Annotated in this window: 22 protein-coding genes and 3 pseudogenes; 22 read left to right on the top strand and 3 right to left on the bottom strand. The window is 58.2% G+C overall.

Annotated features, from left to right (window positions below; translation table 11 throughout):
- Positions 1-238: 238 nt before the first annotated feature.
- The 3 genes from N8E88_RS04180 to N8E88_RS04170 all read right to left on the bottom strand — a co-directional run bounded on the left by N8E88_RS04180 (position 239) and on the right by N8E88_RS04170 (position 3358).
- On the bottom strand, positions 239-1111 hold the full coding sequence (locus N8E88_RS04180) for an isocitrate lyase/phosphoenolpyruvate mutase family protein (RefSeq protein WP_262290791.1): 873 nt from the start codon (positions 1109-1111) through the stop codon (positions 239-241).
- A complete protein-coding gene (locus tag N8E88_RS04175; RefSeq protein WP_410010534.1) occupies positions 1086-2270 on the bottom strand; it encodes a pyridoxal phosphate-dependent aminotransferase in 1185 nt (394 codons plus the stop codon). The genes N8E88_RS04180 and N8E88_RS04175 overlap by 26 nt, the downstream gene beginning before the upstream one ends.
- Before the next feature lie 179 nt (positions 2271-2449).
- On the bottom strand, positions 2450-3358 hold the full coding sequence (locus N8E88_RS04170) for a LysR family transcriptional regulator (protein WP_262290789.1): 909 nt from the start codon (positions 3356-3358) through the stop codon (positions 2450-2452).
- Positions 3359-3530: 172 nt separating this feature from the next.
- Here N8E88_RS04170 and N8E88_RS31695 point away from each other — a divergent pair.
- From N8E88_RS31695 to N8E88_RS04060, 22 genes and pseudogenes are all read left to right on the top strand, one after another.
- Positions 3531-3977: pseudogene (locus tag N8E88_RS31695) on the top strand (ABC transporter substrate-binding protein); the annotation flags it as partial.
- A 113-nt stretch (positions 3978-4090) separates the two neighbouring features.
- The gene (locus tag N8E88_RS04160; protein WP_410010533.1) at positions 4091-5068 is read left to right on the top strand and encodes an ABC transporter substrate-binding protein; all 978 of its coding nucleotides are present in this window, start codon (positions 4091-4093) and stop codon (positions 5066-5068) included.
- A 23-nt stretch (positions 5069-5091) separates the two neighbouring features.
- Positions 5092-5364 (top strand): ATP-binding cassette domain-containing protein, encoded by a 273-nt coding sequence (locus N8E88_RS04155; protein WP_262290787.1) that lies wholly within the window; start codon positions 5092-5094, stop codon positions 5362-5364.
- Positions 5365-5366: 2 nt separating this feature from the next.
- A complete protein-coding gene (locus N8E88_RS04150) occupies positions 5367-5849 on the top strand; it encodes an oligopeptide/dipeptide ABC transporter ATP-binding protein (protein ID WP_410010514.1) in 483 nt (160 codons plus the stop codon).
- On the top strand, positions 5849-6784 hold the full coding sequence (locus N8E88_RS04145) for an ABC transporter permease (RefSeq protein WP_262290786.1): 936 nt from the start codon (positions 5849-5851) through the stop codon (positions 6782-6784). Before N8E88_RS04150 ends, N8E88_RS04145 begins: the two co-directional genes overlap by 1 nt.
- Positions 6785-6796: 12 nt before the next feature.
- Entirely contained in the window at positions 6797-7654 is an 858-nt protein-coding gene (locus N8E88_RS04140; RefSeq protein WP_262291090.1) for an ABC transporter permease, read from the top strand.
- Between the two features lie 70 nt (positions 7655-7724).
- On the top strand, positions 7725-8864 hold the full coding sequence (locus N8E88_RS04135; protein WP_262290785.1) for an NAD(P)/FAD-dependent oxidoreductase: 1140 nt from the start codon (positions 7725-7727) through the stop codon (positions 8862-8864).
- Between the two features lie 1031 nt (positions 8865-9895).
- The gene (locus N8E88_RS04130) at positions 9896-11071 is read left to right on the top strand and encodes an ABC transporter ATP-binding protein (RefSeq protein WP_262290784.1); all 1176 of its coding nucleotides are present in this window, start codon (positions 9896-9898) and stop codon (positions 11069-11071) included.
- Positions 11068-12024, top strand: a complete 957-nt coding sequence (locus N8E88_RS04125; protein WP_410010513.1) for a carbohydrate ABC transporter permease — start codon at positions 11068-11070, stop codon at positions 12022-12024. Before N8E88_RS04130 ends, N8E88_RS04125 begins: the two co-directional genes overlap by 4 nt.
- A complete protein-coding gene (locus N8E88_RS04120; RefSeq protein WP_262290783.1) occupies positions 12021-12857 on the top strand; it encodes a carbohydrate ABC transporter permease in 837 nt (278 codons plus the stop codon). Before N8E88_RS04125 ends, N8E88_RS04120 begins: the two co-directional genes overlap by 4 nt.
- A 20-nt stretch (positions 12858-12877) precedes the next feature.
- Positions 12878-14155, top strand: a complete 1278-nt coding sequence (locus N8E88_RS04115; protein ID WP_262290782.1) for an extracellular solute-binding protein — start codon at positions 12878-12880, stop codon at positions 14153-14155.
- 113 nt (positions 14156-14268) lie between these two features.
- A complete protein-coding gene (locus N8E88_RS04110) occupies positions 14269-15219 on the top strand; it encodes an amidohydrolase family protein (RefSeq protein WP_262290781.1) in 951 nt (316 codons plus the stop codon).
- Between the two features lie 92 nt (positions 15220-15311).
- Positions 15312-16100 (top strand): extracellular solute-binding protein, encoded by a 789-nt coding sequence (locus N8E88_RS04105; RefSeq protein ID WP_262290780.1) that lies wholly within the window; start codon positions 15312-15314, stop codon positions 16098-16100.
- Positions 16007-16570, top strand: a complete 564-nt coding sequence (locus N8E88_RS04100) for an extracellular solute-binding protein (protein WP_315975201.1) — start codon at positions 16007-16009, stop codon at positions 16568-16570. Before N8E88_RS04105 ends, N8E88_RS04100 begins: the two co-directional genes overlap by 94 nt.
- Before the next feature lie 29 nt (positions 16571-16599).
- The gene (locus tag N8E88_RS04095) at positions 16600-17685 is read left to right on the top strand and encodes an aminotransferase-like domain-containing protein (protein WP_262290779.1); all 1086 of its coding nucleotides are present in this window, start codon (positions 16600-16602) and stop codon (positions 17683-17685) included.
- An 84-nt stretch (positions 17686-17769) separates the two neighbouring features.
- Positions 17770-18041, top strand: a pseudogene (locus N8E88_RS04090) (carbohydrate ABC transporter permease); the annotation flags it as partial.
- Between the two features lie 212 nt (positions 18042-18253).
- Positions 18254-19426, top strand: coding sequence for an alanine racemase (locus tag N8E88_RS04085; protein ID WP_262290778.1), 1173 nt, complete (start codon positions 18254-18256; stop codon positions 19424-19426).
- Between the two features lie 63 nt (positions 19427-19489).
- The gene (locus N8E88_RS04080; RefSeq protein ID WP_262290777.1) at positions 19490-20308 is read left to right on the top strand and encodes a metallophosphoesterase; all 819 of its coding nucleotides are present in this window, start codon (positions 19490-19492) and stop codon (positions 20306-20308) included.
- Positions 20309-20339: 31 nt separating this feature from the next.
- Positions 20340-21635: an ABC transporter substrate-binding protein gene (locus N8E88_RS04075; protein ID WP_262290776.1), complete on the top strand. Its 1296-nt coding sequence runs from the start codon at positions 20340-20342 to the stop codon at positions 21633-21635.
- An 896-nt stretch (positions 21636-22531) separates the two neighbouring features.
- Positions 22532-23458, top strand: a complete 927-nt coding sequence (locus N8E88_RS04070) for an extracellular solute-binding protein (protein ID WP_262290775.1) — start codon at positions 22532-22534, stop codon at positions 23456-23458.
- Positions 23459-23600: 142 nt separating this feature from the next.
- Positions 23601-23834, top strand: coding sequence for an ATP-binding cassette domain-containing protein (locus N8E88_RS04065; RefSeq protein ID WP_262290774.1), 234 nt, complete (start codon positions 23601-23603; stop codon positions 23832-23834).
- A gap of 176 nt (positions 23835-24010) precedes the next feature.
- Positions 24011-24271, top strand: a pseudogene (locus N8E88_RS04060) (carbohydrate ABC transporter permease); the annotation flags it as partial.
- Positions 24272-24276: the final 5 nt, after the last annotated feature.

Raw genomic sequence — 24276 nt, 5'->3', positions numbered from 1 at the left:
CTAGATCCTTGTCGAATCGGGATTGATTAGGGTTGAGGCGACCGCGGATCCAGTCGCCAAGTGTAGGAGCCGCCAGCGTAGTCAAGAGAACCTAAACGAACGCGTCGTCTCCAATGGCCAAAGGCGCAATTTGATCAAGGGAGCAACTCAACAATATTAAGCCCGGCTTTGACAACGGAAAATACGGAAGTCGGGTCGGTCGGAATTGGCGGCAGGCGTTAGCCGCATGCGTGCTTACCTATCTCAGGAACCTTTTTTCGTCGGACTTGACCTGGTCCATCTTCTGAAGCCGGAAAATCTCTTCCACGGGCACGATGTCTTTGTGAACGTTCTGCACGCCGCCGTCGGCGATGATCCGCCGGAACGTGGCCTGCATTGCTGTTGTCGCGGCGCGGATGCCGTAATTGCCGTAGATCGTCATCTTGATGTTGCCGAGCGCCTTGATGCGCGTGGCGTCGAGTTCCGGATAAGCGTTCGGGACGATGACCAGCGGAGCCGGCCCTTTCCACGCGCGTGAGAAGCTCTCGATTTCGGCAGGGTCCTTTTTCTTCGAGTGAATGAGGATCATGTCCGCCCCGGCCTCGGCATAGGCGGTGCCACGCTTCAGCGCCTCTTCCTCGCCGAGGCCCGCAATCAGGGCTTCCGTGCGGGCAATGACAAGGAAATCCGGATCGCTGCGGGTGGAGACCGCAGCTTCGATCTTGCCCTGGAATTCCTCGATACGCAGCAGTTCCTGGCGCCCGTCGGCGGCCAAGCTGGTGACTTTGGGAAAAGTCTTGTCCTCAATGACGACGGCGGCCGTCCCCGCCTTTTCATATTCGCGGATGGCGTGAATGACGTTCAAGGCGTTGCCGTAGCCCGTGTCAATATCGGCAACGATCGGCAGCGAGGACTGACCGGCGATCGCCCGCAACATATCGAGATGCTGGGTCATGGTGATCAGGCTCATATCGGCAAGACCGTAAAGCGCCGAAAGCTCGAAGCCGGAAGCCCAGATCCCGTCGAAACCGGCCTCCTCGGCCAAGATGGCCGATAGCGGGCTGTGGGTCGCCATGATATGGACGAGGCCGCGTTCGGCCATGCGATCACGCAGTTGCTTTGCTTTGCTCATAGATCTTCTCACTTTCGGATAGGGCTTCGCAGGCTGCAAGGATGCGGCCGCAGGCGTGCTGGAGCTCTTCGACTGACGCGGCGTAGGAAATGCGGATATAGGGCGAGGCCATGAAGCCGCTGCCCGGCACAACGGCAACACCGAAGTGCTCCAAAAGATACATGGCGAAATCCATGTCGGTCTCGATTACCTTGCCCTGAGGCGTGGTGTTGCCGATCACGCCAGCGCAATTGACGAAGACATAGAAGGCGCCGTCCGGGGTGCGGCATTTGAGGCCTTGGGCCTTGTTTATCTTCTCGACCACGAGATCGCGGCGCTTGCGGAAGCTCAAGACGAAATCGTCGATGTAGTCCTGGTTGCCGCCGATCGCTTCGATCGCCGCATATTGCGAGATCGAGCTGGTGTGCGACGAGGTCTGGCCCTGGATCGTGTTCATCGCCTTGATCAGATCCTTCGGCCCGGCGCCATAGCCGAGCCGCCAACCGGTCATGGCGCTGGATTTGGAAACGCCGTTAACGGTCAGCGTCCGATCGATGAGGTCCGGCGCGGCCTCGGCCATCGTGGCGAATGGCACGCCGTAAACGAGCTTCTCGTAGATGTCATCGGCAAGCACGTGCACCTGATCATGGCGGCGCAGAACATCGGCCAGCGCGGCAAGTTCAGCCTTGGAATAGACCGCACCGGTCGGATTGTTGGGTGAGTTCAGCATCAGCCACTTGGTGCGCGGCGTGATCGCCGCCTCCAGATCTTGCGGCTTCAGCTTGAGGCCGAAACGCTCGTGGCAGGCGACGAGCACCGGCTCGCCGCCGGCAAGCCGCACCATGTCGGGATAGGACACCCAGCAGGGTGTCGGGATGATGACCTCGTCGCCAGGATCGAGACTGGCGAAGAGCGCATTGAATACCACCTGCTTGGCGCCGCAGCCGACGGTGATCGCGTCGATATCGTAGTCGAGGCTGTTGTCGCGCAGGAGCTTCTGACGGATCGCCTCACGTAACGGCTTGACCCCGGCGACAGGCGTGTAACGCGTCTTGCCCTCACGAATGGCAGCTATTCCAGCTCTTTGCACCACGTCGGGCGTATCGAAATCCGGCTCGCCCTGGCTGAGCGTAATGACATCAATGCCCTTCTCGCGCAGGGCGGCGGCAGCGGCCGTCATAGCCTTGGTCTGGGAGGGACGGACGGCTTGTAGTCTCTTGGCGATGAGTGACAATGCAACTCTCCTCGAAGCACCGGGTTTTGACCCAGAACTAGCCAAGGTAACCGCAACGCGCCAATTTCGGCATCGCACAAAGAGAGCATAACGATCGCATTTCCCGATGGACTCAGAAACGTGCCCTATGCTCGGACGTCTTCCTCCGTCATTTTGCGGCAAAGCCGCGTCAGCCAACGGCAGAAGGCGCGGGCGACATCCGGGTTGTCGCTGCGATCGATCGCATAGGCACGGTACTGCATGCCGCTTGGCGCCCGTGACCCGGCAAGCACTTCCAGCAGGCCCTGTCTGATCAGGTCCGCCACCACGATATGTGGCGTCACCAGCAGGCTCTGCCCGGTCGTTACCGCCGGCAGTGCCAGGTAATGGTGATCGTAGCGCGCGCCTGAGAGGATGTCCGATGTTTTCAGGTCCATTCCGCGTAGCCAGGTCGGCAGAATGTCGGGCCGGGAGGTTACGGCGATGACAGGCGTGTTTCGCAACGCCTTCAGCCCCCGTCCGCGGACGCAGTCCGGGGCGCCCACGCAGACCAGTTGCTCGTCATAGAAATCCCATCGGTCGGCTGGTTCCGTCAGCATCAGATCGCGGGTCAATAGTACGTCGAAGGCGTCGGTCGAAGCGGGTGCGGACAAGGTACTGATGACGTCAACGGTGACGCCGCTCATTTCTTTCGAGAATTCGCGCAAGTTGGGAATAAGCACCGTATAGGCGAAGGTGGACAGCGACGTTCGCACGACAAGTCGGTTGGCGTCCTTTCTGTCGTTGCGGCGCATCCGCTTTGCGGTAAAAAGGATCGTATCGAGAGGTTCGGCGACGGCATCGGCGAACAGGCGCCCAAAGTCCGTCAACTGGCTCTGACGGCCGCGCCGCTCGATCAGCTTCGCCCCGAAATACTCCTCCAGCACCGCAAGGTGGCGGCTGACGGAACTCTGGGTGATGCCGAGCGTCTTCGAAGCCCGCGTGACGCTGTTGTCTCGTGCGATCTGCACGAAGGCGCGCACCGCATTGAGCGAAAGATCCTTTTCCTCCGCCAAGTCAGTCTCCCCTCAACGTGATTCGCGAACCATCCCGATCTCGCGTTTCTACTATCGCATTATTCGATGATTGTCATCCCTCCGTAACGAAACCGGCAGATGGTCCCGCCCGAACACCGGCGCACCTCATTGAAGTGCCCGAAGCGCCAAGCCTTGTGCGGCGACAACTCAAATGGGAATCGACAACATGCGTGATCTGACATTTACAAGGCGCAGTATACTGGCTGCCACTGCGGCAGGGAGTTTGATATCCGTGACCGGACTGCGTTTCGCCGTAGCACAGGGGAACGATCGGCGCACGCTTAAGGTGGGCATGTCCGGTTTCCCGCCCGCCGTCGAGCCAGTTCTATATGCTCATACCGCGACACGGCGCATCGCACCGCAAATGTTCGACACTCTGATCGCTTTCGACCAGACACCCGACATGGCGTTGCGCCCGGCGCTGGCGGAACGGTGGGAAAGGGTGAATGGAAAGGCGGTTCGCCTTGTGCTGCGCAAGGGTGTGACGTTCCATGACGGCGGCCCATTTACTGCGGACGATGTCGCTTTCAGCCTGAGCCCCGAGCACTTGCTCGGCCCCGACATGGCAGGCAAATCCACTGCCATGCAGACCCTGGACACGATCGACAAGGTCGAGATCGTCGACAGCCACACCGTTATCGTTCATGCCAAGGGTGACGATGTATTGCTTGAGAAGCGGCAGGTTCCTGGGACGCCTGGACGGCAGCGCCGATCGGAACAGGACCGTATCGGATCGTCAGCCAATCGCTTGATGTCGAAATCAAGCTTGCCTCGCACGACGCCTATTGGGGCGGCTTGCCGCCGTTTGCCGGCATTCTTTTCCGCATCATTCCGGAACTATCTTCACGTATGAACGCGCTGATGGCCGGAGAGGTGGACTTCATTACCGACATTGCGCCGGATATGTTCGGCCAGATCGAGACACATCCAGAGACCGAAATTGCAGGAGGGCCGGTCCAGAATATCCGCTATCTGGCGATCGATAAGACCGACGCTGTTCTCGGAAAAGTCGGCGTCCGCCGCGCTCTGAGCCTCGCCCTCGATCGCAAGGCTCTGGTGCTGGCGCTGTGGCAGGACAGACTTCCCATTCCCAACGGCTTCCAGTTTGCAAGCTTCGGCGAAGCCTATATCGAGGACTTCCCGGCCTTGGCCCACGATCCCGAGCTGGCGCGCAAGCTCCTCGCCGAAAGCGGCTACAACGGCGAGACCATCACCTACAAGCTTCTGAACAACTATTATCCCACCCAGGTTGCCGGCGCTCAGATCATGGTGGAGATGTGGCGGGCCGTCGGCATCAACGTCGAAATCCAGATGATGGAGAATTTCGCGCAAATCCAGACCAAGCCCGTTCATGCGATCTACGACAGCTCATCGACGGCCATCTTCCCGGACCCGCTTGCACATGCGTGGCGCGAATTCGGGCCCAAGGGCACCCTGCCCAAGGTGGGGATCTGGAACAACGAAGAGTATTTCGGCCTGGGCGAAAAGCTTAAGGAAACCGCCGATCCGCAAGCACGCCGGTCAATCATCCGCCGGATGCTCGAGATCGTCGATCGCCAAGATCCGCCTTGTGTGATCCTGTACGGCTCCGGTCAGTTCTATGGCAAGCGCAAGGACATCGCCTGGATCCCGGGTCAGACACTCGACCTGAACTTCGGTCCTTTCAACACCGCCTATGCAGAGAACTGATGACGACGCAAGGAGGAACGGCGATGCGACATCTCGCCGGCTGCGCACTACGACCCGCCTTGCCGGCGGGTCCGGCCTCGCAACCATTGCTCGCGATTGAATGCCTGACCGTCGACTTCAGCGGAGTGCGCGTTCTTCGGGGGATCGACCTCTCGCTTTCACGGGGAGAGTCACTCGGTATTGTGGGCGAGTCCGGTAGCGGCAAGTCCGTTACATGGCTTGCCGCGCTCGGGCTGCTGCCCCGCACAGCAATCGTGTCGGGCAGCGTCAGCGGGCTGTTCTTGCCCGGGCGCTGATTATGCAACCGGCGCTGCTGGTCTGCGACGAGCCCGTCTCGGCTTTGGACGTTTCAATCCAGGCCCAGGTTGTGAACCTTCTCATGGATCTCCGAAGGGATCTGCGCCTCAGTCTTCTCTTCATCAGTCACGACCTGAAAGTGGTTCGTCAGGTCAGTCAGCGTATGGCTGTGATGTATCTCGGCCGCATCGTTGAATATGGCGAGACAAATCTTCTGCTCTCGAACCCTGCCCACCCTTACACCAAGGCGCTGGTGTCGGCCGTCCCCGTTGCAGGCCGGCGCACGCGCGAGCGCATCATTCTCAATGGCGAACCACCCAACCCTGCGGCCCGCCCGACCGGCTGCGCGTTCCACCCTCGCTGTCCCATCGCGCGACCGGAATGCATGAGCGTCTCGCCCACATTCTCAACTCTGCCGGACGGACGCTCCGTCGCCTGTCATGCCGTCGATGCCGCCCCACCGACAAACGAGGTTGGAATCTGATGCTTCGGTTCGCTGCTATCCGTATCCTGCGTGCCGTTCTGACAATCGCGCTGGTGGTCACATTTGCCTTCATCGTGCTCAGACTTTCCGGAGATCCGGCCCGCAGCATCATGGGCGAGGACGCCTCGCCCGAGGCTATGGCCGCCTTTCGTCGGGAGTGGGGTCTTGATCAGCCGCTCTGGATGCAATATTTCCATTACTTCGCAGCGATCTTTCAGGGCGAGCTCGGCCGCTCGATGCGTGGCGGCGGGCCCGCACTTGACCTTGTCCTGGGACGCATCCCGGCAACGCTCATGCTGACCCTGCCTGCGCTATTGATGAAGCTGGCGATCGGCATTCCAGCGGGCATCTATGCCGCTTTGCACCGGGACAGCTCCATTGACCGCGCCGTCATGGTCACGGCGGTCGCAGGCTACACGGTACCAAGCTTTGTCCTCGGCCTCGTCTTGGTTCAAGTCCTGTCGATCTGGTTTGCCTGGCTGCCTACCGGCGGCACGGGCAGTCTGCAGCACCTCATCCTGCCCATCATCACTCTCGGGGTTGGCGGCGCCGCGGTGCTCGCCCGCTTCGTGCGAAGTGCGATGCTGGAAGTGCTGGGGCAACCATACATCCGCACTGCCAGTGCCAAAGGAATCCCCTGGGCTACGGTTGTACGTGGTCACGCCCTTCCGAACGCCGCAATTCCCACAGTTACCATTGTCGGCTTCATGGTTGGCAATCTGATTGCGGGTGCGGTCGTGGTCGAGAGCGTGTTCTCCTGGCCGGGACTTGGCAATCTGCTGGTGGTATCGGTGACTGCGCGGGATCTGGCGGTCGTGCAATGCATCCTCCTGCTGGTCGCTGTCGCAATGGTGCTTTCCAATCTCGTCGTGGACTTTCTCTACGGCTTTCTCGATCCGCGTCTGGCCGAAGCCAACTCGACCGGAGGACGCTGAGACATGACCATGATGGAAAAAGTGAGCACAATGGCAGGTGGCAAGCGTAAGAACACCAACCGCCGGTTCCCATTATCCGTCATCGCCAGCGTGCTCTGGATTGTTCTTATCGTCGCCGTAGCGCTGCTCGCGGATCAAATCGCCCCGTACCAGTACACCGCTCTTGATCTGCCTAACAGGCTGGCTTCGCCATTCCACCCGCAGCATCTGCTTGGAACCGACGAACTGGGACGCGATATCCTGTCGCGATTAATCGTGTCCGTTCGTATCTCGGTTCTGGTCGCTCTGGGCGCGACGCTCATTTCGGCTTGCTTCGGCACGATCATGGGCTTTGCTGCGGCTCACTTTCGTGGGCGCGTCGAGCAGTTCATCCTGATCCTCGCCGACTTCCAGGCGGCCATGCCTTTCCTCATTCTTTCCCTGTCGGTGCTTGCGTTTTTCGGCAACGCTTTGCCGCTGTTTATTGGACTGATGGGGCTTTACGGCTGGGAACGTTATGTCCGTATCTCTCGCGGGCTTGCGATCTCAGCGAGTGCGCAAGGCTATGCGGGTGCTGTTCGTCAATTGGGTGCGAGCCCGACGCGGGTATATCTGCGGCATATCCTGCCGAATATCTCATCGACGCTCATTGTTTCGATGACGCTCAGCTTCCCGGAGATCATCCTCATGGAAAGCAGCTTGTCCTTTCTGGGCCTTGGCGTTCAGCCCCCGATGACGAGCCTCGGCAATATGGTCGGCTATGGCCGGGAATACATGACCCGTGCGCCCTGGATCATGTTTGCGCCTGCTGCGCTGATCGTCACGACGACGCTCGCGATAAGTTTGTTGGGCGACTGGCTGCGCGACCGCTTAGACAAGGGACTGCAGTGACGCTGGAACGCAGCGGAGGCTGCAGCCGTATCAGCCGCAAGAGGATCAAACAGACCGCAGGGTTTCATAAATGAGAATAATTGTTGTCGGAGCGGGGGCAATCGGTTGCTCTGTTGCCTATCATTTGGCCAAAGAGGGTGCGAGCGTTGCGGTCGTCGATCCCGAGGGGTTGAGAGGTGGAGCGACTCTCGCCAGCTTTGCCTGGCTGAATTGCCACAACAAAAGTCCCGAGGATTATTATCGCCTGGTGATGCGTGGAAACACGGCTCATCGTGAGCTAGGCGACGAGATCGGCCATGCGAACTGGTTAAGGCTTACGGGAGCCCTCGAGTGGTGGCCGGCTAATACCGAGAAAGCAAAGGACCATGCCGTCCGCCTCGATCGTCTGCGTTCATATGGCCACCCGATCGAGGTGTTGAGTGCCGACGACGTGCTTGCCCTCGAGCCGGACGTTTCCCGATCAAGTCTGGAAGGCTGTGAAGCGGTCTATTATCCCACGGACGGCGCTGTAGATACCGTCGTGTATCGCCATGTGCTCATGCGCGAAGCCGAGCGCCGCGGGACGACCCTTGTCGAAGCCTGGGTCGATGATCTCCTGGAACGTTCAGGTCGCATTGTGGGTGTACGCCTTGGCGACGGACGCAAACTGGAAGCGGACTATGTTATCAATTGCGCCGGCCGCGCGTCCAACGCCATTGGAATTCGCCTCGGATATTCCATCCCGCTGGATTGGCGACCGGGAATGACAGTGATCACAGATGTCACCCGCAGCAATATCAGCAGGGTCATCAAGGCGCCGAGAATCTATATCAAGCCGGAGGGTGCGGGCCGTCTGCTTTTACACGCAAAGTCTGCTGATCAGACCATCAATGATATCCACGCGCCGGATGCGGGGAAGGAAGGCGCTGAGGAAATCGCGAGACTGGTGGAAACCGTTCTTCCGACCGTGCGGGATGTCAAGATCGCCTCGGTGAGGGTCACCGTCAGACCCTACCCTGCCGATGGAAAGCCCGTCTTTGGCCCTCTGCCAGGTGTTGCTGGCTACCATCTTGCGGTCCTGCATTCCGGAATTTCGCTGAGCCCGCTGATCGGCCGCGCTGCGGTCGAAGAAATCCTGCACGGCAGAACTTCAGCGGACTTCGAAGCTTACAGACCGACGCGATTTTTCGCCTCGGCTGCGGCAGACCAAATCTCGGCGGCACCGATCTAAACCATTCCTCGCACAGGAACATGCCATGGCTTTTCTCCGCCCACTAATCGTCAGCGTGCACAAGTCGGCACCGGAGCACGTCCAGGCAGCGCCGCCGGCTGGCGACGGGCAGGCGCTGTCTTCGTGATCGCGCCTGCGGATTCGCGAGGGCCGATCACCGCAATTGTCGGCGATTTCTACGCTGAAGAGTTTCGAACCACCTCCAGTATGGACGACATCGTCACCTTCCCTGTCGGTCGATCTGATCGACATTAGTAGGTTCCCAGATGGGCCGCTCACGGAGCGCCTTTCGGGCGCTCGCCCACCAGAGCAAGTGCATCAAAAACCGGCAAACTTTGATCGGGTACAGATATTTGCGCTGCGGCATTGGCTCGCCGCAGGATTTCAGCTCGACGGCCCGGAACCACACACTCTTTCTGCCGGTTGCAGAACAGCCTTATCATTGAAGCCTGCCCCAATGTTCGCTGGTCTGATGCTTCTGGGCTAGTCAGTCGCCTGCGAATGATCGAGTCCACGGCGGGATCGAACGGTTACACACTCCCTGCCAAATCTGCCCAGACTGGCACAATGGCCGCCAAGACCCTATTCGGCCGGGCTGCACTGCTTAAGAACTGTTCGCACTCCGCACCGTCTCTGCAAACACGCAGCCGAACTCGGATAGAACGGCCCGGTTTTGGCGACTGGCGCCATTACGATCGGCCTTGGCGCGACCAGCTAAAGGTCGTCCAGCCGGCGCGGAGACGTGATCTGTCTTGACCTTGGATGGTTGCGGCCGGCCACTTGGTTTTCGAGCCCGCGTGATTGGTGTTGTCTCGTGCGCGACCTGAGCGAAGGCGCGTACGGCCTTGAATAAAAACCGTTTTCCTCTGTCAGAATACTCTCCGCAGATAATCCAGTGATCCATCCAGGATCGTGCCATTGGCATCGGTTTATTCGATATATGTCATCAGTTTGTAACACGATGGTTTCAATGGTCTCGCCCATTCAGACAGCAATGGCGGTGTTACTGCCGGCTCAACGAGGAACGCACAATGGCGGGCATAACCATCGAAAAAATAGAGAAGACATTCGGGCCGACGCCCGTGCTGCGCGATGTCTCGCTGAAGATAGCCGATGGTGAGTTCCTGACTCTGCTCGGCCCCTCGGGCTGCGGGAAGTCAACGCTGTTGCGCATCCTTGCAGGCCTTGAGGTCCAGACGGGTGGGTCGGTTTCGATCGGCGAGCGCATTGTGGACGGCGTCCGTCCGAAGCGGCGCGACGTGGCGATGGTGTTCCAGTCGTATGCGCTTTACCCGCATATGACGGTTGCCCAGAACATGGCTCTGCCGTTGCGCATGCGGCGGCTTTCTTCTTGGCAGCGGCTGCCGTTGCTGGGACGATTTATGCCGGGAACGACTGCGACAACCGCGGACATCGAGCGGGACGTCACCCGCACGGCCAAGTCGCTCGGTATCGGTCATCTGCTTGCCCGCAAACCCGGACAACTCTCGGGCGGCCAGCGCCAGCGCGTCGCCGTCGGCCGCGCCATGGTGCGCGAGCCGGCGGTCTTCCTGATGGACGAGCCGCTCTCCAATCTCGACGCCAAGCTCAGAGTGCAGATGCGCGCCGAGATCAAGGAATTGCATAACCGGCTCGGCGTCACCTTCGTCTATGTCACCCATGACCAGTCCGAGGCCATGACCATGTCGGACCGTGTGGCGGTCATGCTCGACGGCGAGTTGTTGCAGGTCGCTCCGCCACAGGAAATCTATGACGATCCCGACGACCGGCGCGTCGCCGAGTTTATCGGCTCACCCAAGATCAACATGCTGGATGCGAGGCTGCGCGATGGCGGACTGGCCGATACGGCCGGCACGAGCTTTTCCATTGCCGGCAATATTGGACCGGGTACAGCCCTGACCCTGGGTATCCGCCCCGAAGCGTTCCATCTCGTCGATGCCGGTGGCCCGAATGTCCTGACTGGCGCGGTGCGGCTGGTCGAGCACATGGGGTCTGACCTCTTCGTGCATCTCGATGTGCCCGGTGCCGATCATCCTCTTGTCGCCCGGCTGCTCGCGGAACGCGCGCCGCATATCGATCCAGGTCAGACCCTGCATCTCGGCGTCAAGCCGGAGCGCCTGTTGCTCTTTTCCGCCGACGGCAAGCGCTTGCGCCACGATGACAATCGAAATGCAACCGTGCTGCGGATCAAGGAGCGCGTGCAATGAGCAGCGCCGTTACCACCGCAATCAAACCTGCCGGCTCTTCGGCAGACCGGCACGGCGCCCGCAAGGCGCTGCGCAATCACAGGCTCGCTGAAACATTCGCGGCCTGGTCATTGGCCGGACCGGCGCTCGTCCTGCTTGTCGCCCTGTTCTTCCTGCCGGTCTTTGCCGTCTTTGGCATTGCCCTCACCGACTGGCAGTTCGGCGCCAGCAATCTCTCTTTCGTCGGGCTCGGCAACTTCAAAGAGGTCTTCGCCGACGAAGGTTTCCGCGCTTCACTGGTCAATACCATCCTCTATGTCGTGATCGTCGTGCCCGGCACAATCATCCTCGGCCTTGTGATTGCGCTCTTGATCGAAAGCGGCAAGTCCTTTCGCGCCTTCTACCGTGCCATCCACTTCCTGCCGTTCATGGCGACGCTGACGGCCATGGCGATTGCCTGGGAGGCGCTGCTGCATCCAACCATCGGCCTCGTCAACCAGACGCTCGTCGGCCTCGGCCTGCCGACCGCCAACTGGCTGCGCGACGAGAACACGGTGCTGCCGGTGCTCGCCGTCATCGGCATTTGGCAGAACCTCGGCTACGCCATGGTGCTCTTCCTCGCCGGGCTCAAGTCGATCCCGCAGGACCTCTATGACGCTGCCGACATCGACGGAGCCGACCTTTGGCTCGACCGGCTGCGCACCGTCACCCTGCCCATGCTTGGGCCGGTCTCCATGTTTGTCTTCATCGTCGTGGCGCTCCGGGCCTTCGAGACCTTCGATACCGTGCAGGTTCTGACGCAAGGCGGACCCGGCCATGCTTCCGAGATGCTGCTCTACACCCTCTATCGCGAGAGCTTCGAGTACCTGCGCACCGGCTATGGCGCCTCGGTTGCCGTCGTCTTCCTCTTGATCGTCGTCGCGCTGACCCTCATCCAGGCCCGCGTCATGGACAAAAGGGTCCACTACCAATGAGCACACAACGCCTTGTCTCCCCATCGGCGATCATGCGCCAGGCCGCGTTACTGATCACAGGAGCGTTAATTCTCATCCCCTTCGTGTGGATGGTCTCGCTGTCGATCAAGCCGCCGGGCGAGATCTTCCGCGCCTCCTTCAGCTTCTGGCCGCAGCAGTTCTACGGCATCGAGAACTATACCAAGGCGCTGACCGAGGCGCCGTTGCCGCAATACATGTTCAACGGCGTCTTCGTCTGCGCCATCATCGTCCTGCTGCAGGTCCTCGTCTGCGCGCCTGCGGCCTATGCGCTGGCCAAGCTCGACTTTCCCGGCAAGAACCTGCTGTTCGGCATGGTGCTGATCGCGCTGATCCTGCCGCATGAGGTGCTGGCCCTGCCGCTGTTCATCCTCGGCTACCAGATCGGCATCCTCAACACTTATGCAGCGCTGATCTTCCCTTATATCGTCTCGCCCTTCGGCATCTTCCTGTTCCGCCAGTTCTTCAAGACGATCCCCGACGACGTCATCCATGCCGCCCGCCTCGACGGCCTGTCGGAGCTCGCCATCGTCTGGAAGATCATGGTGCCCATGGCGCTGCCGGCGATCATCGCGTTCGGCATCTTCTCGGTCGTCTCCCACTGGAACAGCCTCTTCTGGCCGCTGATCGCGGTACGCGACCAGTCCCTCATGCCGCCGCCGCTCGGCATCATGGCCTTCAAGAACGAGGAAGCCGGCAACGACTACGGACCGCTCATGGCCGCCTCAAGTCTCGTTGTCGCTCCCCTCATCATCGCTTTCCTCTGCGCCCAAAAATGGTTCGTCGAAGGGCTCACAGGTGGAGCGGTGAAATGAACTCTTTGAGGGGACAAACAATGCAACTGCTACCAATAGTTATCGCAAGCGTAATATGTCTTTCGACGCTCTCTGCACAGGCAAAAGCTGAAACAGAAATATCAGTTCTATACCCGATCCCCTACACCTTCTCCAAACTCCAGGAAGAAATTGCCAGGAAGTTCATGGAGGCACATCCAGACATCAAGATCAAATTAGAGGCACCGGCGGAACATTATGCTCACGCAGTGCAGCAGATACTTCGTTCCACGCTCACAAAAGACACGCCTGACGTTGCCTATATCGGGCTCGATATGCTTCGGCCGTTGGCGGAGAGGGGCCTGCCAGTTGACTTGGACGCATTCGCCAAAGCTGACGGGGGGCTTCGACAGCTGGGATATAAGGCGTCCGTCGTCTCGCTCGGCCAGATCAATGGCACCACCTACGCGCTTCCATTCGCAGTTTCGACCCCAATTCTCTACGTCAATGCAGATCTCGTCACGGCGGCCGGCGGCTCCATCGATAACTTTCCCACGACCTGGGACGGTGTTCTGGCCCTCGGAAAGAAGATCAAAGCGTTGCCGGGTGCTCCAGGCGGCTTTTCGTTCCAGTGGGACAGCTCGGGAAATTGGCTTGTCCAGGCCCTCGCAAACAGCCAAGGCGGTCACATGACCAGCGAAGACGGCTGCGATGTGTTGTTCGACAGCAAGGCCGGCAACTGGGCTTTTTCCATTCTTGAGAAGTTCTACACCGAGGGCATGGAATACCTGACATATAAACAAAGCCGAGCAGCATTCGACGCTGGCAAGATGGGAATTGTGGCCGGTTCCACATCCTACGTAGCTCAAGCAGACACCGCTATCGGCGACAAGTTTACATTCCGTACATTCCCTTGGCCCGACATTGCCAGGGACGGCCGCCTCCCCACCGGTGGGGCGAGCGCCGTCATTCTGACGCGAGACAAGGAAAAGCAACAAGCCGCCTGGGAATATCTGAAATTTGCGACCGGGCCCGTCGGTCAGACTCTAATGGCGACACAGACTGGATACGGCCCGGGTAATCGGCTCCCCGTCGACGAACCGACTATGCTCGGCAATTATTACAAAGACCATCCCAACCAACTGACGAGCGTCAATCAAATGGCCATCGCTCAACCATGGGAATCCTGGGCGGGTCCGAACGGAATGAAGATCAACGCCGTGATCAATAACAAGGTCGAGGGTTTCGTCAGCGGCGGCCTGAAAGTTTCCAACGTCCTGCCGAAGCTGGCCGAGGAGGTTCGCGGATTGCTGCCAGCCGAGTGCTCTGCTGCCAAATGAATGAAGCAACGCTTGACCGCAGGGTACGCTCCCGCCGGTGGCAACACTGGTGGGCGGCTAAACCAGGCCAGGCTACTCAAATCGATGCGTCTTCTGTAGAAGGGTCCAATCCCATGACCGCGACCTCAAGTGGATCGCAAGGATACATATTGGCGCAAGGGACTGGAATTTCTGATGGGCGTTTGAATATTCCCATCATCGACACCCATGTTCACCTTTGTGATCCTGCCCGGTTCACCTATCGCTGGGCTGACGAGCATCCGGGTCATCTCAGGAAGTGTTACGTCGCCGACGTTTTCGAGACCGTAAAGTCCCCTCAACTGGAACGGTTTATCTTCGTCGAGGCTGCGGCCGACTGGCAACACGTTCGAGGGGAATTGACATTCGCATCCGAGCAGGCTGCGATTGACCCACGTTTGGCGGGTTTCGTCGCCGCCATCAACATGGAGGCCGATCCAGATAACGAAGCTTCGATCGCAGCTCTAGCGGCTTTTCCCTTGGTTAGAGGCATCCGTTTGCTGAGCAGATTTGCCCGCGATCCGAGATTCTTCCTGCGAAACGATATTTCGCGGCTGCTTGGCGGTCTGTCCGATCTGGGATTGACATGCGAGATCGGCGTATGGTCGACGGGCATCAACGACGTGACGGAGATTGTCGCAAGGTGCCCGCGAACCTTGTTCATAATCACGCATGCCGGAAAGCCAAGCATTATCAGCGGTGCCTTTGATCGATGGGCGGATGATCTCGCGCGTCTTGCACAGCTGCCCAACGTGGTGTGCAAGCTTTCCGGTTTGGCGACCCTCGGTGCTGACGGGCGTGCGCTCACCGATGACGTATCGCGGCATTTTGCACATGCCTACGAGGTTTTCGGCGCCAAACGTACCCTGTTCGGAAGTGACTGGCCGACCATAACGTCCGAGGTTCATTACCAACGATGGATCGAGGTCATACGCATGTCGCTCAAAGGCGCTTCGTCGAGCGACGAATTAGCAGTGTTCCGTGACAATGCGGTTGCAGTCTACCGCTTGAGCGACCAAGCACTGACGACTGAAATAGTCATGTAATGGTGTAGCGATCTATCAGCCAGCCGGATCCGCATTTAACCTTGTTAATCCTTGGCTGAATTTTACGGTAACAACTCGAAAGGAGATCCTCAATGCATCTTCAGAATGTGAAGAACACGTTGAAAGTCACTATGGCGTTACTTTCGGTACTCTATGGCTCCGAGGTTCACGCCGATCAAATGAAACTCAGAATTATTAGTGGCCAACCTGCTGAAATCTATACGGCCGTCGCTAAGAAATTCATGGAAGCGAACCCCGATATTTCGGTGGCGATCGAAACCGTCGCCAATGACGAGGAGATGATCCAGGCCCTCCTGCGCGGCAAGATCGTCGGAGATATCCCGGACGTCGCTTTCCCCGGCTTCCAGGCTCTCGGCGTCTTCTCCGAGAACGGATTAAACACGAACTTGGACGATTTCATCGCCCGCGACGCCTCGTTCAAATCTCTTGCTATCCAGCCGAAGATGATCGATCTGGCATCCTACCGCGGGCATGTCGTCGGACTGCCTTTCGGCGTCTCTTCGCCGGTCTTCTACTTCAACGCCGATCTGGTTCAGAAGGCCGGCTTTGATCCCAACAACATTCCAGCAGACTGGGATTCCATACTAAAGATCTCCAAAGCCATCACCGCGCTGGAGGGCCATCCGTCCGGCATGTACTTCGATTACTATAACGTGAGCGGCGGCCAGTCCTTCGCGTTATTGGTCCTCGGAGAGGGGGGCAGCTTCTCACGCCTGACCGCGACGATGTTGCCTTCGATGGACCCGCTGGCCGTAAGGCATTCGAACTGCTCCGCGATATTGGGGAGTCCGGGCACATCGAGATGCAGTCGAACCAGGCCGCACAGGCCTTCGCCTCCGGCTCGCTCGGCATACTCATGAGGTCGAGCGTGAACACGAGACGCATACTTGACCAGGTGGGACCCAAATTTCCGGTTGTTGCCAAGTCCATTCCGATCGCAAGTGCCGATGGCAAGCTCCCCGTGGGCGGCAAAGCTGTTGTCATGCTGGCGAAGGATCAATCAAAGCAGGACGCGGCTTGGAAATTTCTGAAATTCGTCGTGGCGGAAGAAGGCCAGATGCAGATGGCGACCGCGTCGGGATACGCACCGGTCAATGATGCAGCGCTCGCTACACTGCAAAACACGATCTACAAGGATAAGCCTGCCTATCAGATCACACCGTCAGTATTGCCGCGGATTGTCAGATGGGATTCCTTCCCCGGCGCGAATGCGGTGAAGGCCGTCGACGCCGTGCGCAACCACATGCAGCAGGTCATCACCCTCAAGGTCAAGCCCGATGAAGCGCTCTCGGACCTCGCCAAGGATGTCCGCGGCATGATCAAGCAATAATCCCGGACACCTAAAGGAAAGAACCCGCAATGGTCCTCGACCTTACTCTAGCAAAAGCGCCGCTGCCAACATTCGCAGGCAACGAGCTCGCACGCACCCTTATGGAAATAGTGGCTGAAGGGAAAGTTGATTATCTTCTGAAAGGCCATCGATATGCCGGCACGGTTGAGGACCGCAAAGCTGGCGCCAAATGGCTGGCACCCCGTTTCGAAAGCGAACTGTCGGACGATAGAGTTATTGTCACCAATGGAACCAAATCTGCCGTGCTCAGCCTGCTTTCGCACTTGCTCTCAGCTGGCGACCTGGTAGCCACTGAAGAGCTCAGCAGCCTGGGGATCTGGTCCATTCCGGAAATTCTGGGGCTACGCCACGTCGGCTTGGAATGCGATCCTCAGGGCATAGTCCCTGCCGCTTTCCAGGAGCAATGCGAGCGGGAGGCGCCAAAAGTGCTTTTTACGGTTCCGACGCTCAACAATCCGACAACTCAAACGATGTCGGAACAGAGGCGCCGGGAAATCGCTGAAATTGCCCGCGGATTTGGGGTCACGGTGGTCGAAGATGACATCTGCGGCCGTTTCAAGAGTGAGGGACCTTTCGCAATTGCATCACTTGCTCCTGACATCACCTGGCTTGCAAGTGGTTTGGCAAAATGCGTTGGCTCTGGCGTGAGGACCGGTTATATTGTGGCGCCAAGCGCAGAGGACGCTCAACGTTTCGTCTCGCGGTTTAGAGCGTTGTCGAGCTGGCATCCCGCGCCGCTGATGGCGGAAGTCGCCACGCGCTGGATTAACGGCGGAGCCGCCGAAAGGATATTCGCAGCGGTCCGTGCCGAACTTGCCCTTCGCCAGGAATGCGCAGCTCGCGTGTTCGTCGATGACGACATTCGTTCCGACCCCGCAAGTCTCTTTGTCTGGCTTCCACTGTCAGATCCGCGAGGTGATGACGCCGTTGTCGAAGCTATTCGACAAAAACATGTCGTCACCCGCTCAGTTGGTATCTACGCGGTACAGCCAAATTCTGCGCCTCGGGCGTTGCGGATATGTGTCGGCTCTCCGGAGACCGTTGGGCAGTTGGAGGAGGCCCTTACTATAGTGAGGGAATCCATCCGTGCCTAACAGAATGACATCAACAGAACGTGGCCGCTCGTATCGGTTGCTGTTTTTGCAACGTTTGCGCCAACGCTGAAGCGGGAGTTTGACATGGCGCCAATGGCGCTTCCGGCGATCATCGCCTTTGGAATCCTCTCGGTCGTTGGCCACTGGAACAGCCTGTTCTGGCCGCTGATCGCGGTCCGTGGCCAGGCTCTCATGCCGCCGCCGCTCGGGATAATGGCGTTCAAGAACGAAGAGGCCGGCAACGACTACGGCCCCCTCATGGCCGCCTCCGCCCTCGTCGTCGCCCCCTCATCATCGCTTTCCTCTCCGCTCAACGTTGGTTCGTCGAAGGACTGACCGGAGGAGCGGTGAAGTGATTGGCTCGATTGAATGGACATGGAACGGCTCATGATCTCGCGGAGCCGTCCGGTGTTCCCCGCAGTTCCTTCTCCCGAGCGAACAAAAAGAGTGCTCCCATGAGTTCTACCGAGAGAAGCCAATTCGTTTAGGGACCCAACTGGATGCAGTTCAAAAGCGTTGAAACCGTCAATCTAAGAATGAAGTCGAAAAAAGAATTAGGACAGCCGAAATGGAAACAACAAGGACTGAGCTCGTCGGAACACCTCAAGTAGTGTCCCAAATCGATCCCACCCGCCCCAACTGGATGGAGATTGATCTCGGTGCATTGGATCATAATTTCCACTCGCTGCGGAAGATCTTGGGCCCAGATGTGCGAATTCACCCTTCCGTCAAGAGCGCGGCTTATGGGCTGGGAGTTTCCGAAATCGCGCGTCGCTTGGTGAGCCTCGGAGCTGAGACAATTTCTTGCGGGTCATACGAGGACGCGAGAGCTGTTCGTGGGGCGGGGCTTGCCGACATCGGCGTCGTTGTATTCGGCAGCACGTTGCCAGCCGGCATTCCCAGTTATCTCGCCCTCGATGTGATGCCGACGGTTCATAATTTCGAGATCGCGGAAGCAGTTTCATCTTACGCGAGCCGCCCGAGCCGCGTGTATATCAAGGTGGACGCCGGTTGGGGCAGGCTCGGATTTCCAATTTGGAGAGCCGAGCAGGCGATACTCCGTGTCGCGCGGATGCAGAATATCGTGATTGAAGGCATCTACACGCATTTGCCGTTCAGCAATGCAGAGGGCGCATGCTGGGCGCAGGAGCGGACAACGTTGTTCGATGAGCTCATCGAGCGTCTGCGAAAGAAAGGCCTGTCGGTGCCAGTTACACAAGCTCGTTCCAGTTCCGGCGTGTTGTACGGCATTAAAGACAAGTGCAACGCCGTTGCCCCAGGAAGCATCCTCTATGGAAAGCCGTCATTGGCAGACGGTGTTGTCGATTTCTCAGATTTCAAGTCCATTCTTGTAAGTATTCGCTCACATCTCATCCACGTCTCTCCGGACGCAGCTGACAAAACCCCGGGAGTGTTCAGCCGCTTCGCCCATCAGGTGACTGGCGCAACAGGTGTTATTCCCTTCGGACGAAAGGACGGAAACCGGGCGCCGCGCCCAGGGCAGACCGCTTGCATGATCGTTAAGGGCGTCAAGGTTCCTGTTCTTTCCATTTCCTCTGAACAGGCGGTTCTCGACCTTTCGTCTGTGTCGGACCCGAAAGCAGGAGACGAAGTGATCATCCTCGGTCGTAGTGAAACGGAGGAAATCACGCTCGCAGACCTCGCACGCTGGCAGGATACGAGCATGAACGACGTTCTGCTGATGATGCGAGGACGGATGCCTCTGCTCATCACCAAGTGACGAGCGGCAAGGCGAAGTAGGCATTGCTCCCGTAGCAATGAACCCAAGGTCTAGGAGAAAACCGTGAAAGTCGTTGTTGTTTCGGATACCCATTTCATAGTTCCTGGCGAGGCCGTTCAAGGTATCGATAGCAACGATCGCTTGCAAACCTGCGTGAAAGAAATCAACCGACTAGCGGGGGATGCTGATGTTTGCGTCGTCATGGGTGACCTGGTCGACAGACCCAGCGGGGAAGCCTATCGATTGTTTTTTAGTCACTTCGATTGCTTGAAAATGCCGGTTCAATTCCTGATCGGCAATCACGACGACCGTGGCGTGTTCCTCGAAAGCGTGCCGGTCGCCTCGGCAGATGCGAACGGTTTTGTTCAAAGTGCGCTCGAAACCGACAATGCCCTGCTTCTGTTTCTCGACACCCACAATCCCGGATCCAACTCGGGAGATTACGGGCCGGAGAAATTGCAGTGGCTCAATTCCAAGCTAACATCTGCGCCGGACAAATCAGCTTACATTTTCATGCACCATCCGCCATTTCGAACCGGCTTCTTCATCGATCATTCCAAAGTGGAACATTCGGATGCGCTCCTGAACACGATTCACGCGGCCGGCAATGTGCGGCATATTTTCATCGGCCACACGCACCGAGCAGCTTCCGGCCATTGGAACGGAGTCACTTGGACCACACTGCAAGGTCTAGTGAACGAAAACGACTTCGAACTGCTCCCGGGTAAGCCAAACTATCGCAATGGACCTGCGCAAAAAGGAATTCTGCTGATCAACGGCGGGGAAAGCGTACTTCACTTCCACGACATCCTGAATCCCTATCCGATAATCGCGCACAGCGGTCGCTCAATTCGGGAGCCTAGCGGCGGCCCTTCTTCCTGAAAACAACCCCAACACTAAGGAGATACGAAAAATGATCTCACAAAAACCTAGCAAGTCTCTAACTCGCAGGCAGGTTCTATCGGCGAGTGCAGCTGGTACCTTGGCCTTCGGCATCGGCAAATATGCGAAGGCAGCCAATCCAACCCAGCTCACCATTCTTTATACCGACCCTGCGTTGGTTAAGCACATTCACGAACAGATTGCTGCCGCTTTCGTCGAAAAGAACCCCGGCACCCAAGTCAAGTTCAACATTGTCCCGACTTATGATGAAGCTCTGGCTCAGAGTCTTCGCGACGGCATGACCGGGAATGCCCCGGATATCGCCTTTCACGGTTTGAACAACGTGGGACTGCTTGCCCGGCGAGGACTTCTGGCAGATCTTGATCCCTTGATCAGCGCAGAACATTCCTGGGAAGCACTGGGTTACTCGGAAGGACTGAAGGACATCGGTCGTGCGGACGGCAAGGTCTGGGGGCTCCCATTCGCGCTGTCGACCCTGATCTGTTATTACAACGATGATCTGGTGCGGCAAGCTGGACAGGCCGCAGGAACATTCCCTTCTGATTGGTCCGGAATCGTCGACCTGGCCTCGAAGATCAATGCTTCCTCGGGTGGAATGCACTTCCAGTACCAAGCGACCGGCAATGTCTTCCTGTTCGATCTCATGTGCAGTATGGGTACTAGGATCCTCAGCGAAGACAGGAAAGAGGTCCTTTTCGACTCGCCAGAGGGGCTCCGCGCCTTGCAGGTTCTTAAGAAGATCGGTCAGTCGAGAGGCGGCAATGACCTCGGCTCACCGGCAGCTCGGCAGGCTTTTGCCGCTGGGACTTTGGGCATCCTCGTCGATAGCTCGTCAGGATTGACAAACTATCTGAAGCAAGCAGGAGACCGGTTTTCCATTGCGACAGCCGCCATTCCGCTGCCAGCTGGCAACCACGCCAGCCTGCCCTCAGCTGGAAATGCCGCTACGATCATGACGAAAGATCTAGAAAAGCAGAAGCTGGCTTGGGAGTATGTGAAATTCGCGTCGAATCCGGAAAGCCAGACAATACTGGCGAAGAACAGTGCCTATGTTCCGGTCAATTCGAAGGCCCTAACAGACCCTCACCTACTTGGCAACTATTACAAGGAGAAGCCGCAGTATGAGACTGCAGCATCCATGCTGCCATATCTGACGGGATGGGAAGCCTTCCCTGGACCCAACTCGCTCCGCATTGATAAAGAAATCCAAGAACAGGCGCGTGCCGTTCTCACGCTGCAGCGGGAGCCTGAAGAGGCTTTGGCAGCAATGGCTAAGACCGTCCGCGACCTGATCGCGGCCGGCTAATCGCGGTCAACTTGGTCGACCTTGATTACTATGGTGGAGATTGACCCATCCTCTAACTTAACTGATGTGTTACTACGGTCTGACTGATTCATGACAAACGCGGCAACATTCTATTCAACAACGAAAGGCTCATGCAATCCGAAGTGCACGAACTCCTCGTCTATTCCCGCTCAGGTGACCGTGCAAAGCCAATGGTTGTGTTCATTCCAGGTAGCTCGCATCTCGCTCGCGTCGCCTGTGCACCCAGGGGCTATACCGACCAGGCCAGAGTGAATATGACTTGCAAACCAGTACGTCCGTTGTTTGCGACGGCAATCTAGGCGTTCTCGCTCCGCCGTCCAGCAAGCAGTACGCTCAATTCCTCGATAAGCAGGCAGCAGGACGCTTTTCCATTCCGATAGTTCCGTTCCCAATCTCGAACGATAAGGGCACGATTCCATCCGGGTGCGAAGTGACCGGGCCGTCGGCAGGAAATCCCGCGATTGCATCGCGCGTTGTACCGAAACTGCTAGAGCACGTCAGCTCCAATAATTCCATACGGCTGCCTTGTTTGTTTCAAATCCCGCTATCCAAATTGCGTCGCTTTACATCGCATAATTCGATGGTTGTTATTTTTCTGTAACATTTCCATCCGATGGATCGACTGCGGATGAAACCCGTTGGACGCTGTCAGTACACGAGTTAACGAGCGACGTATGCTGGTCGAATCATCGAAGAATGCGATGCGAAGCCCTTGATGCTCATGACGTTGCGACTGAATCCAGGCAACACGTTTATCCATCATCTACGGAGCATAACATGTCATTCAAATCAAAACTGTTTGCGATTGCAGCCTTGGCTGCGTCTCCAGTTCTTGCCCTGCTTCATCGGTCGATGCCGCGGCTCAGGACCGGCGGTTGGACGTCGCACCGTATTCTTCCTCTTACACATCGCTGTTCACCGATCTGAAGGCCGGCTTCGAAGAGAACAACCCCGGCTCAACCCTGTCGTTGAGGACGGTGCCATTGAACAACGAGGAAGTAATCCTCCAGGCAGTCCGCGACGCGGCGATTGGACAGGCACCGGACGTCATCTTCGTCGACAACAACAGACTTCGCTTTTTCTCGGAGCGAGGGCTGGCCTGTGACATGGATCCACTTATGAAGGAGGATCCGGAATGGGCTAATATCGGCGTATCGGAGTCCGCTCTTGATGTCGGACGATTCAATGGACACGTGCTCGGCATGCCGATCGGAGTTACCACCCCGATCCTCGCATTTAACGCCGATCTCGTGAAGAAGGCGGGCGGCGATCCGGATCATTTGCCGACGACGTGGGATTCGGTCCTCGCGCTCGGTAAGAAGATAGACAAACAGACGCCGAATACGGTTGGGGCCTTCTACGAGTGGGACAACACCGGCAACTATATGTACCTCGCTCTTTTGAACAGCCTCGGCGGTCATCCGATGACGCCGGATGAAAAGATGGTCGGTTTCAACGACGCGAAAGGGCTCCAGTCGTTGGAAGTCCTCCGTAGCTTTGGCGAGACCGGGCAAGGTAGAGTGAACATGACGCGGAAGCAGGCACGCCAGTTGTTCGCAAGCGGCAACCTCGGCATTCTTGCTACGTCGAGTGCGCTGCTGGCATCGATGGAGCAACAGGCGGGCGGGCGGTTCGCGGTTCGCGCCGCCGATTCGCTCCTGTTCACCGCAACGCGGATGCGAACTGTGGGTGTTGCGGAGGGATTTCGAAGCCCGCGTGACGCTGTGTCTCGTGCGACCTGCACGAAGGCCGGCACCGCCTTGAGTGAAGGATCCTCTGTCTCTCCGCAGATAATCCGGTGATCCATCCAGAATCGCGCCACTGGCATCGGTTTATTCGATATATGTCATCAATTTGTAGCACGATGTTTCAATGGTCTCGCCCATCCAGGACATCGAGCGACGCAGGCATCCGACGGCTCACCGACAAGCGAGGTACCGCAAAATGGCGGCCATAACCATCGAAAAAATAGAAAAGACCTTCGGCACAACAACCGTGCTCCGCGACGTCTCGCTTGGGATTGCCGACGGAGAGTTGCTGGCACTGCTCGGACCGTCGGGCTGCGGAAAGTCGAACGCTGCTCAGGTCCTCGCCGGGCCCGAGGTACAGACGGGCGGCTCCGTGACAATCGGCGATCGTGTCGTCGACGGCGTGCGCCGAAGCGGCGCGATGTGGTGATGGTGTTCCAGTCCTACGCGCTCTGTCCGCACATGACGATGCACAACATGAGCGTGCCTCTCAGGATGCGGCGGTTGTCCGGCTGGCAACGGCTGCCGCTGATCGGGCATTTCCTGCCGGGAACGAAGACGGTGGCCGCGGAGATCGAGAAGGACGTGATGCGCACCGCCACAGGCGCGCTTCCGGCGATCATCGCCTTCGGCATCTTCTCTGTCGTCGGTCACTGGAACAGCCTGTTCTGGCCTCTGATCGCGGTCCGTGACCAGGCGTTCATGCCGCCACCGCTCGGGATCATGGCGTTCAAGAACGAGGAGGCCGGGAACGACTACGGTCCTCTGATGGCAGCATCAACCATCGTCGTCGCACCACTCATCATTGCCTTCCTCTCTGCCCAAAAATGGTTCGTCGAAGGGCTGACCGGTGGCGCAGTCAAGTGAGCCAA

The organism is Phyllobacterium zundukense, assembly GCF_025452195.1.
Classification (GTDB): Bacteria; Pseudomonadota; Alphaproteobacteria; order Rhizobiales; family Rhizobiaceae; genus Phyllobacterium; species Phyllobacterium zundukense_A.
Note: the sequence above shows the minus strand (reverse complement) of the source record. Positions and strands in the feature narration are given on the sequence as shown.

Bases quoted from the DNA above. Each gene is read 5' to 3' on its own strand.
- N8E88_RS04145 (WP_262290786.1), top strand. From the start codon at position 5,849: ATGCTTCGGTTCGCTGCTATCCGTATCCTGCGTGCCGTTCTGACAATC.
- N8E88_RS04175 (WP_410010534.1), bottom strand. From the start codon at position 2,270: ATGACGGCCGCTGCCGCCGCCCTGCGCGAGAAGGGCATTGATGTCATT.
- N8E88_RS04180 (WP_262290791.1), bottom strand. From the start codon at position 1,111: ATGAGCAAAGCAAAGCAACTGCGTGATCGCATGGCCGAACGCGGCCTC.
- N8E88_RS04120 (WP_262290783.1), top strand. From the start codon at position 12,021: ATGAGCACACAACGCCTTGTCTCCCCATCGGCGATCATGCGCCAGGCC.
- N8E88_RS04110 (WP_262290781.1), top strand. From the start codon at position 14,269: ATGACCGCGACCTCAAGTGGATCGCAAGGATACATATTGGCGCAAGGG.
- N8E88_RS04105 (WP_262290780.1), top strand. From the start codon at position 15,312: ATGCATCTTCAGAATGTGAAGAACACGTTGAAAGTCACTATGGCGTTA.
- N8E88_RS04135 (WP_262290785.1), top strand. From the start codon at position 7,725: ATGAGAATAATTGTTGTCGGAGCGGGGGCAATCGGTTGCTCTGTTGCC.
- N8E88_RS04150 (WP_410010514.1), top strand. From the start codon at position 5,367: ATGCAACCGGCGCTGCTGGTCTGCGACGAGCCCGTCTCGGCTTTGGAC.
- N8E88_RS04155 (WP_262290787.1), top strand. From the start codon at position 5,092: ATGCGACATCTCGCCGGCTGCGCACTACGACCCGCCTTGCCGGCGGGT.
- N8E88_RS04130 (WP_262290784.1), top strand. From the start codon at position 9,896: ATGGCGGGCATAACCATCGAAAAAATAGAGAAGACATTCGGGCCGACG.
- N8E88_RS04085 (WP_262290778.1), top strand. From the start codon at position 18,254: ATGGAAACAACAAGGACTGAGCTCGTCGGAACACCTCAAGTAGTGTCC.
- N8E88_RS04115 (WP_262290782.1), top strand. From the start codon at position 12,878: ATGCAACTGCTACCAATAGTTATCGCAAGCGTAATATGTCTTTCGACG.
- N8E88_RS04125 (WP_410010513.1), top strand. From the start codon at position 11,068: ATGAGCAGCGCCGTTACCACCGCAATCAAACCTGCCGGCTCTTCGGCA.
- N8E88_RS04065 (WP_262290774.1), top strand. From the start codon at position 23,601: ATGGCGGCCATAACCATCGAAAAAATAGAAAAGACCTTCGGCACAACA.
- N8E88_RS04095 (WP_262290779.1), top strand. From the start codon at position 16,600: ATGGTCCTCGACCTTACTCTAGCAAAAGCGCCGCTGCCAACATTCGCA.
- N8E88_RS04140 (WP_262291090.1), top strand. From the start codon at position 6,797: ATGGAAAAAGTGAGCACAATGGCAGGTGGCAAGCGTAAGAACACCAAC.
- N8E88_RS04075 (WP_262290776.1), top strand. From the start codon at position 20,340: ATGATCTCACAAAAACCTAGCAAGTCTCTAACTCGCAGGCAGGTTCTA.